The sequence below is a fragment of the Aureitalea sp. L0-47 genome (genome assembly GCF_026126405.1).
In the GTDB taxonomy this organism is placed as follows: domain Bacteria; phylum Bacteroidota; class Bacteroidia; order Flavobacteriales; family Flavobacteriaceae; genus Pukyongia.
Map to the genome: position 1 here is coordinate 114,488 of NZ_JAFMTQ010000010.1, position 9,985 is coordinate 124,472.

The window sequence follows — 9,985 nt, forward strand, 5'->3', positions numbered from 1 at the left end:
GAAGTTGTTTATTCCGCCAAAAATACGCAATTTACAGAGAAGGGTTCTGTTGATTCTTGATTAATTGCTGGACCGACTTCCTGCCGTAGATCGCTGGAAAGATCTCTTCGATGATCATGGCGTATTCCGGCTCAAACTTCAATGCGTTCTTAAGATGATATTCACCCTTTCCGTCCTCGTTGAGTAAATAATGAACTCCGGCAAGCCTGTATTCGATCTCAGCCGATTCCACATAGAATTCAGCAGCCTGATGCAAATTATTGATGGCTGCTTCGAATTCACCTAATTGAAGCAGGATGTCAGCTCGCGCCAACCAGGTTTCCAATTCGTAGTTTCCTAATTCAATACTTCTTCGGAAGCCGTGTTCAGCTTCTTCAAAAAGATTCAGCTTGTTGTTGATCTTGGCATATCGCTTCCAGTACAGGACGTTTTCACTGTCGATATTGATGGCTTTGTCAATATAGTACAAGGCCTTCTGATAGTTTTTGCGTTTGAAATAGAAGTCGGTAATTGCGATCCAGCCCTTATCCAATAATCCATCCTCTTCTACACATTTATGATAGAACTGAAGAGCCATTTCGCTATTCCCAAGCTTTTCGTAGCACTTCCCTATGCGCAGTAGCGCAAAGGACGTAGGGTCATCTAGTCCCAGAGTGATCGTATAGCTTTCAATGGCATCTTCATAACGCCCGAGCTTTTCAAGTACTTTTCCTTTTTCGAGGTAGGCACCAATGAAGCTATCGTCACTGATGATGGCAAAATCGAAAGCAGCCAGCGCCTTTGGGAATTCCTGAAGATTGGTATATTGTTTTCCCACTTGGTGCCAGGCTACTTCGCAGTATGGGTTTTTGTTCAGGAAGTCATTCAGATAATCAATAGCCGCTTCATGCTGCTCCAGGTAATCGAAACAGTAAATAATGTTATATAGCGCAGAATAGTCTTCTTCGTCCTGCTCCAGGCATTTCATGAAATTGTACTTGGCATTCTCGAAATCCTCAATAAACAGATATTCCATACCAATAAGGGAGAGAACATCTGCCTCATCGTTTGTTATTTCGAGGGCTTTTTGAAGTAGTTTGATCGCCTCTTTATGCTTATCCCTTCGAGAAAGGATGTTGGCCTTTTGTATGTAGATCTCCTCGTTCGATTGTTCTAGAGGTTCTAAGGTATCCAATAATTCTTCAGCAGTATCAAGTTCGTTTTCAAAAATGAACATTTCAACCTGGAATAATTTCAGGTTGGTGGAAGTAGGATGTTGTTCAAGACCGAGTTTTACCGCCTTTTTTGCAAGGGCTATCTTCCCGTTTTCAAGGTAATGCTGAATGATCTCTTCGAACTCTGCAGAGTCGAAGAAGAGCACATTGTTTGTCTTCAGCATGGATTCGAATCGGGTGAGAGAGAAATTGTTATACTCGTTAGGGCTAGAGTGCATACGCTATGTTTAACGGTTTCTTCTATTTAAAGATAGTAATGTAACTAGTGGTTCAATAGTTGTGCCGTGTTTCTTGTTAACAAGCTTATTAACAGATTTTTTAGAAATTAAAACGCTGTTAAACAAATAGTTAGGTGTTTAAATATTTCTACCTAGGTCATTCATTACCTCTGTAATTATGGCACATCCTTTTTTTATTTCCTCCTCACTGATGGTAAGTGGTGGAGTGATGCGAATGGCGCAAGGTTCAAACAACAGCCAGAAAAGTATAAGTCCGCGCCTCTGGCATTCGAGTATTACTTCGGAAGCTATTTCGGGACTGCCTACTATTATAGTGAGCATCAACCCTTTCCCTCGAACTTCATGGATTAGCCGATGTTGAAGCCTATTTCTAATTATTTTTTCCTTCTGAAGGGTCTGTGCTATGAGATCACTTTCCGTGATCTCCCGCAAGGTTGCTAAAGCGGCAGCTGCAATCACTGCATTTCCTCCGAAAGTTGTGATATGTCCCAGTTTTGGATTATCACCTAGCAACATCATGTGTTCATGAGAGCTTGTAAATGCCCCCACAGGCATACCACCACCCATTGCTTTTCCCATTACAAGTATGTCCGGGACAATTCCGAAGTGTTCAAAACCGAATAATGCTCCTGTCCGCCCGAAACCAGGCTGGATCTCGTCCAGGATTAGTAGGGCTCCCGCTGCTTCGCAACGTTCTTTTACTTTCTTGAGATAGTCGCTCTTTGGCAGTATGAAACCCGCACCACCCTGGATGGTTTCAAGTAGTATTGCGGCTGTATTTTCGGTGATCTTGGATAAATCCGCTTCCGAATTGAACTCAATAGCATGACAATCGGGCAGGAGCGGGCCAAAAGGTGTTTTTCGCTCTTCGTACCCCATAACACTTAGTGCACCGTAGGTATTCCCATGATAGGCTTTGTCCGCATATAGTATCTCCGACCTCCCCGTAGACCGCCTCGCGAGTTTAATAGCTCCGTCAATGGCCTCTGTGCCACTGTTAACAAGGTAAGTGGTTTCAAGTGGCTTGGGAAGTTTTTCTGCCAGTAGTTTTGTGAGTTCAAGAGCAGGCTGTTGCACATATTCGCCATACACCATTACATGCAGATATTTGTCCAGCTGATCCTTGATGGCTTTCACTACCCTGGGATGTCTGTGCCCTAGGCTACAGGCCGAAACACCTGCCACGAAATCGAGGTAAGCCTTACCCGAAGTGTCGTAAATGTAACTCCCTTCGGCGTGAGACACCTCCATTCCTAGGGGATGGGGTGTGGTCTGTGCCTGGTATTTTAAGAACTCTTCGTTCATATTATCCGCCACTGTCATTTTCACCTTCCGAATATTCTTTTCTCGTTTCTGCCTTTGGATCGTCTTCCCTGTTCTGAAGGTCTTTAGGATTGAGCTTCGAAGCCTCCGGTAATTCGATCTCGTCTTCTGGTACGTCTTCGAAGAACTCTCCTTCATCCTCAGGAAGGGGAATACCCTGTATCTTCGGAAGCATCGGTGCCGGTTTTCCCTTAAACAAATCTTCAACCCGCTGCAGTCGTTCATCACCTCGCCAGATAAAACCGGGGAGTTTCCTCGCATTCTCCGGGAATAAGGAAGGTGGGTACACTTTACCTTTAGCTTGTTTATTGAACCTAATTCCAACGATCTGCTGCTGTTCGAGGTACATTTGTATTGAACTGGACGTAGTGTTGTTGATCCCTACCAGTTCCTGTTTATCGTTTCTGGAGAAGTAGATTACTTCGGTGTTTTTAATGATATTGACCGTATCCAGTTCATTATTAGTGAATAGCCCTATAAGCCGTTCTCCCTTCACCTGGTTGTAACCTGCACTGTCCTTCTGAACAAGGAAGGCATTGTTAAAGACCTTAAGGCTGTCCAGTTTTTCGGTTTCCTTGTTTGAAAGGATATGGATGGTATCTCCCGTCATCTGGTTCTCTCCGGTCCAGAGAATTGGATTCCGAAGTAGCTTGGTAATACCTTCTTTCTGATTTACAAAGATGGAATCACATTTTCCGCTCGTCGGTTCATCGGGAGGCGTGCCGCGTTTGAACATTCTCGCCCTGTAGAATCCTTTAATGATCCTGTTCTCCGGTTTGCCGGTAACTCGCAAAGTATCGGCATGCACATAAACGGAATCGTTATCCCGCAAGGTAATGGCAACAGCTCTTTTTGTGATGAAAACAGAATCTTTCTCCCTGAATACTTCAGCATAGTGTCCGCGAATCACACTTCTATTTACCGTATCGAGCACTTTTATATTATTGGTCGCCGAAGCAAAGCTCTTATTCCTGTCGAAATAAATACTATCCCCATAGAGAATTCGGTTGTTGTAGTCAACACGCGAATTCTTCACGAAATAACCTTTGTCGGTTCGCGTATTGTAGTATCCCCGTTCACAGTACACGGTGCTTGTTTTTGAAACGATAGTAGATTTACCGTAGAGATAGGCGCCGCCCGTTTCAGAATAGAAATCCAGTTGCTCGCTGTTTACCGTGTACTTCGGATTTACGATCTTTACACTAGACAGGAACTGGTATTTTTTTGAATTGGCGAAATAGCGGCCTATCCTGCTGGTTAATGTACTGGCCGTATCGCGTACCGTTCCTCCGCTACGGTAGTAAGCCTGCTGCTTGATCCTGTCGAAGTAAAGGGTGTCTGTTCTAAGTGTCGTTTTTGGTTCCTGAAGTACTACATCACCACTGGCAAATGCGAACTGAGTGTTCCCGTTGTATTCGGCGTACTTGCTTCGCATTGAAACCGTATCACCCTGTTCAATGCGCACTTTTCCGTAGGCCTTTACGAAGTTGTCTTTCAGATATACATAAGCCTGGTCGCACCACATTTCAACACCTTCATGCACTATGTATACTTGCCCTGAACGGTCCTTGGTATAGATGATAGCATCCGGAAATTCCGGTTTTACCTCAAGGTAGCCGGATTCCACCGAAACCTTGGTTTTATCTCCTTCGTCCTGAGCGAAGATTGAAAATCCGAAGAGGAAGAAAAAAAAGAGTATGTAGTTTGATATCTTCAAATAGGATTCTTTAATACTAGAACGAAAATACCAACAAATATTGAGTTACCTGTGAATTGTCTGCGTTCGGTCCGGCCCAACAGAAACAATTTTGATAGGTACTTCAAGTTCCTTTTCAAGAAAATCAATATAATCGTTCAACTCTTGGGGGAATTCAGAAGGATCTCTCATGGTAGTAAGATCTTCCTTCCAGCCTTTTAGCTCCGTGTAAACAGGTTGTACATTCTCGCGCTCAATATTATAAGGAAGGTGTGCGATATCTTCTCCTTTGTATTTGTAGGCTGTACAAATCTTTAACTTGTCGAAACCACTCAATACATCACCTTTCATCATCATGAGTTGGGTCACTCCGTTCACCTGAACTGCGTATTTGAGAGCCACCAGGTCCAGCCAGCCGCAACGTCTTGGCCTTCCGGTTGTAGCTCCAAATTCTCGTCCAACTCTTCCCATGGTCTCACCGTAACTGTCGAAAAGTTCGGTGGGGAAGGGGCCACTACCCACACGTGTGGTATAGGCTTTAAAAATTCCGAAGACCTCTTTGATCCTTGAGGGGGCAACACCGAGTCCTGTGCAGGCACCTGCCGCAGTAGTATTGGATGAGGTCACGTAAGGATAGGTTCCAAAGTCGATATCGAGCAAAGATCCCTGCGCACCTTCAGCAAGGATGGATTTTCCTTCTTTCTGAGCCTGGAAGAGGTATTCTTCGCTGTCTATGAAGGTAAGTTCTTTTAGTACTTCAATGGCTTCAAAGAATTGAGCTTCCATTTCGGCAAGGTCGAATTCGATCTCTGCTTTGTAGAAATCTATCATCGCCTGATGTTTGTTTGCCAATGCGCGGTATTTCTCCTCCCAGTTATCCATTTCCAGGTCACCCACGCGAATACCGTTCCTGCCGGTTTTGTCCATATAGGTTGGGCCAATACCTTTGAGGGTGGAACCGATCTTTGCCTTTCCTTTAGACGCTTCGCTCGCTGCATCCAGTAGTCGGTGCGTTGGCAGGATAAGATGCGCTTTCCTGGATATCAGCAACTTGCTTTTGTAATCGAGATCGAATTTGGCAAGGTTATCCAGTTCTTTTTTGAAGATGACCGGGTCTATCACAACCCCGTTACCTACCAGGTTGATCGCATTGTCGTGGAAGATCCCACTGGGGATGGTATGTAAAACGTGTTTTATACCGTCGAATTCCAGCGTATGTCCCGCATTGGGGCCACCCTGAAATCGAGCGATCACATCGTAATTCTTGGTTAATACGTCGACGATCTTTCCTTTACCCTCGTCTCCCCATTGTAATCCTAGTAGTAAATCTACTGCCATAAGTATTATGAGTTTTTCCGACCGGAATAGCTTTTTGCGTCGGAAGATTTTCTATTTCCGTAGAAATAGAGTGAATGGTTGGTAATTTCGATATCGAAAACTTCTTCGATGGTTTTTTTGATAGACTGAATCCGCGGATCGCAAAACTCGATCACTTCTCCGTTGGCCAGAATCACGTGATCGTGTTGTTTGTCGAAATACGATTTCTCGTAATGCGCCTGGTTCTTCCCGAACTGGTGCTTTCGCACAAGTCCGCACTCCAGCAGCAGTTCTATGGTATTGTATAAGGTTGCACGGCTCACCCGGTAATTCTTATTCTTCATGTTGATGTATAACGATTCAATATCAAAGTGGTCGTTATGGTCATATATCTCCTGAAGGATCGCGAATCGCTCCGGTGTTTTGCGATGTCCTTTTTCTTCAAGAAATGTAGTGAATACATTCTTGACGATCGCCTGGTTATTTTGATCCGTTTTTGCAGTCATACCAAAGGAACAAAGGTAGCTATTTATGCTCTTTTTACTTTCTCTATTCCGTTTATATTTTTAATTTTTTCCACCAGGTTATTAAGAATATTCTTGTTTTTCACAACCACGATGATGTTCCCTGTAAAGATTCCATCATCACTGTCGAAATGAACACTCTTCATATTGATGTTCAAGTTGCCCGAAATCACTTTTGTCACATCATTCACAAGCCCAATGGTGTCAATTCCCGAAATCTTTAGTTCTACCCTAAAATCGCTTTGTGTGGAGTCGATCCACTTGGCCTGCATAATTCGATATCCATAATTACTCTGAAGCTGCAGGGCATTCGGACAATTCTGCTTGTGTACTTTAAGTCCTTCGTTTACAGTTAGGAAACCAAATACATCATCACCCGGAATGGGATTACAGCAATTGGCAATCTTGTAATCCAGTTTCTCTTCTTCTTTTCCGAAGACAAGCTGGTCGTACTTTTCAGTGATCTCTTCCTTGTTTACATCTTCGGGCTGACCGGGTTTACGGATTCGGTTTTTTATAAAAGACATCAGTGCATTGGAGCGTGAAGCCGCGTAGTCTTTGATCTTCTTATTATCGATGATACCTGCACCAACACGATAGAAAAGATCGAGACTTGTATTCAGTTTGAAATAGGATACAAGCTGATTAACGGTTTTTTCATCCAAAGTGATCTTCTGCGATTTCAGCTTTCTTGCCAATATCACTTTCCCCTCGGCGGCGATTTCCTTTTTCTCCTCTTTGAGCGACGATTTGATCTTGGATCTCGCTCTTCCCGTAGTAGCGTAGTTCAACCAGTTGGCCGTAGGTTTCGACTTTTCGGAAGTCATGATCTCGACCTGGTTACCACTTTTCAAAACATGACTCAATGGAACCAGTTTACCGTTCACTTTAGCGCCACGCGTATGCAGACCTACTTCCGTATGTATATGGAAAGCAAAGTCCAGCGCGGTGGCTCCCTTCGGAAGGGAATACAAATCACCCTTCGGACTAAAAACAAAGATCTCCTTGGAGTACAAATTCAGTTTGAAGTCCTCTACGAAATCCACTGCACTCACCTCCGAGCTTTCCAATGTCTCCTGAAGTTTGTTCAGCCAGCCTTCGAGTCCTATGTCTTCTTTCTCGGTATTCTTGTACTTGTAATGAGCAGCATAACCTTTCTCGGCAATTTCATTCATTCGTTCGGAACGGATTTGTACTTCCACCCATCGTCCCTGGGGTCCCATTACCGTAATGTGCAGGGCTTCGTAACCCGTGGATTTAGGTGAGGAAATCCAATCCCTGAGCCGGGTAGGATTCGGCCTGAAGTGATCCGTAACGATGGAATAGATCTTCCAGGCAATAAATTTTTCATTTTCGGCGTCACTCTTGTAAATAATCCTAACTGCAAACTTGTCGTAGACCTCATCGAAGGTAACGCTCTGCGCCATCATTTTCCTTCTTATTGAAAAAATGGATTTGGGACGTCCCTTGATATCGTAGTTCAACTTTTCTGCATCGAGGGAGTCTTTTATTACTCTGGTAAAATCCTCGATATACGCATCCTGCTGTTCCTTGCTTTCTTTGATCTTACTTAGGATATCTTCATAAACTTCGGGCTCTGTATATTTTAACCCAAGGTCTTCCAGCTCGGTTTTTATGTTGTAAAGTCCGATACGATGAGCCATAGGAGCATAGATGTAAAGGGTTTCCGAAGCGATCTTCACCTGTTTGTGCTCCGGCATGGAATCCATAGTCTGCATATTGTGCAAACGGTCTGCTATCTTAATAATGATCACACGCACATCTTCATTCAATGTGAGTAGCATTTTTCTGAAATTCTCCGCCTGAAGTGAGGCGTTCTTATCGTACGGCATCTGGGAGATCTTCGTGAGCCCATCAACGATGCGGGCAACCGTCTCTCCGAAGAGTTGCTCAATATCTGCAAGTGTATATTCTGTATCCTCTACAACATCGTGAAGTAAAGCAGCAGCAATAGATGTTGCGTCCAGCCCGATTTCGCTGGCAACTATCTTAGCTACCGCCAATGGGTGGAATATATAGGCCTCACCAGACTTGCGCCGCTGATCCTTGTGCGCATCAACCGCAACATCAAAAGCCGAACGTATAAGTCGCTTATCGGCTGCCGTTAAGTTTCGGTAGCTGATCTTGAGCAGTTCCTTATATTGTTTGGTGAGTTCCTTTTTCTCCGCTTCCAGTACTTCCTCAGTCATAAAATAAATGTACAATATTGGTTCGTAAGTACCAACAAATTTTGTGCCTCAGCGATTTTCCCAACATACAGATTTTAAGCCCTCAGGTTTCTGATTCGCTCCAACAAGGTAGGGTGAGAATAGTGGGCAAAAACGTAGGCAGGATGTGGGGTTAGGTTGCTCAGGCTGTTTTTCGACAATTTTTTCAATGCCGATATGAGCGGAGTACCTGCGTATGTCGTTTTGGCATAGTTATCTGCCTGGTATTCAAATTTTCGGGAAAGGAAGTTCATAAGTAGCCCGGTGATTTCGGAAATTGGAGTGAAAAGTATTCCGAAGGCGATCAATCCTATATGAAAAGAGGGTTGCTGTACCCCTAAGGCTTCAGAAAGAATTGGATTACCCACCAACAGTGAAAGTATCCACAATGTAAAACCGGTGGTTACTATGGAAGCAAAAAGATTGATCAGTATGTGTTTCTTCTTATAATGTCCTACTTCGTGAGCCAAAACAGCGACGATCTCCTCTTTTTCAAGGTCATTGATAAGAGTGTCGTATAGGGTTACACGCTTTTCACTGCCGAAGCCAGAGAAATAGGCATTTGCCTTTGTGCTTCGTTTTGAACCGTCTATCACGAAGATCTTTTCCAGGGTAAAACCTACTTTCTTAGCGTAGGTCTCAATTTCCGAACGGAGTTCCCCGGGCTCGAGTGCCGTTTGCTTATTGAACATAGGAACAATAAGTCGGGCATAGAACATATTCATAATAATGGAGAACAGCGTGATAAGCGCCCAGGCGTACAGCCAGAAATTCGGACCTGCAAACTCATAGAACCAGATGATCAGAGCTAGCAGCGGACCGCCAATCAAAGCAGTTAGAAACATTCCCTTGATCTTGTCCAGGATAAATGTTTTAAGGGTGGTTTTATTGAAACCGTATTTTTCTTCGATCACAAAAGTGCTGTAATATGAAAAGGGAAGGCTTAGAATGCTAGCAGCGACCGCAAAAATTCCGAAGAAAACCAGAGCGACAACAATGTTGTTTTCAGAATAATTCCTCGCCAGCTTATCAACGAACTCAAAGCCGTCCAGGAAGAAGAATAGCAAAGTAGCGACAAACGAAATACTGGATGTAAATATCCCAAACCTGAACCGTTCTTTTTTATACGACTGCGATTTTCGATAGGCTTCCTCGTCGTATACATCCGATATCTCCTCCGGTAACGGATCCCCAAAGTGCTTCGCATTAAGAAAATCCAGGATCTTGTCGATAAAGAAGTTGATTATTATAATGCCAATTAATATGTAGAAGAGAGTACGAGGTTCCAAGGATAGTATGTTAGTATTTTAGAATATTAGTACGTTGGTATTTTAGGTTTTTGGTTTTTTTGCTAACTGCTAACTGCTAACTGCTAACTGCTAACTGCTAACTGCTAACTGCTAACTGCTAACTGCTAACTGCTAACTGCTAACTGCTAACTGCT

General features: G+C 43.7%; 7 protein-coding genes. All 7 read right to left on the minus strand.

Annotated features, from left to right (window positions below; translation table 11 throughout):
* Window positions 1-31: 31 nt before the first annotated feature.
* Window positions 32-1,432 carry a tetratricopeptide repeat protein gene (locus J1N09_RS10935; RefSeq protein ID WP_265200238.1) on the minus strand — a complete coding sequence of 467 codons (1,401 nt, stop codon included), beginning with the start codon at window positions 1,430-1,432 and terminating at the stop codon, window positions 32-34.
* Window positions 1,433-1,570: 138 nt separating this feature from the next.
* Entirely contained in the window at window positions 1,571-2,758 is a 1,188-nt protein-coding gene (locus tag J1N09_RS10940; RefSeq protein ID WP_265200246.1) for an aspartate aminotransferase family protein, read from the minus strand.
* 1 nt (window position 2,759) lies between these two features.
* The gene (locus tag J1N09_RS10945) at window positions 2,760-4,493 is read right to left on the minus strand and encodes an OstA-like protein (RefSeq protein ID WP_265200239.1); all 1,734 of its coding nucleotides are present in this window, start codon (window positions 4,491-4,493) and stop codon (window positions 2,760-2,762) included.
* A 45-nt stretch (window positions 4,494-4,538) separates the two neighbouring features.
* Window positions 4,539-5,810: an adenylosuccinate synthase gene (locus J1N09_RS10950; RefSeq protein WP_265200240.1), complete on the minus strand. Its 1,272-nt coding sequence runs from the start codon at window positions 5,808-5,810 to the stop codon at window positions 4,539-4,541.
* Window positions 5,811-5,815: 5 nt separating this feature from the next.
* A complete protein-coding gene (locus tag J1N09_RS10955; protein WP_265200241.1) occupies window positions 5,816-6,295 on the minus strand; it encodes a Fur family transcriptional regulator in 480 nt (159 codons plus the stop codon).
* A 23-nt stretch (window positions 6,296-6,318) separates the two neighbouring features.
* Window positions 6,319-8,523 (minus strand): RelA/SpoT family protein, encoded by a 2,205-nt coding sequence (locus J1N09_RS10960; protein ID WP_265200242.1) that lies wholly within the window; start codon window positions 8,521-8,523, stop codon window positions 6,319-6,321.
* Between the two features lie 74 nt (window positions 8,524-8,597).
* On the minus strand, window positions 8,598-9,830 hold the full coding sequence (locus J1N09_RS10965; protein WP_265200243.1) for a M48 family metallopeptidase: 1,233 nt from the start codon (window positions 9,828-9,830) through the stop codon (window positions 8,598-8,600).
* Window positions 9,831-9,985: the final 155 nt, after the last annotated feature.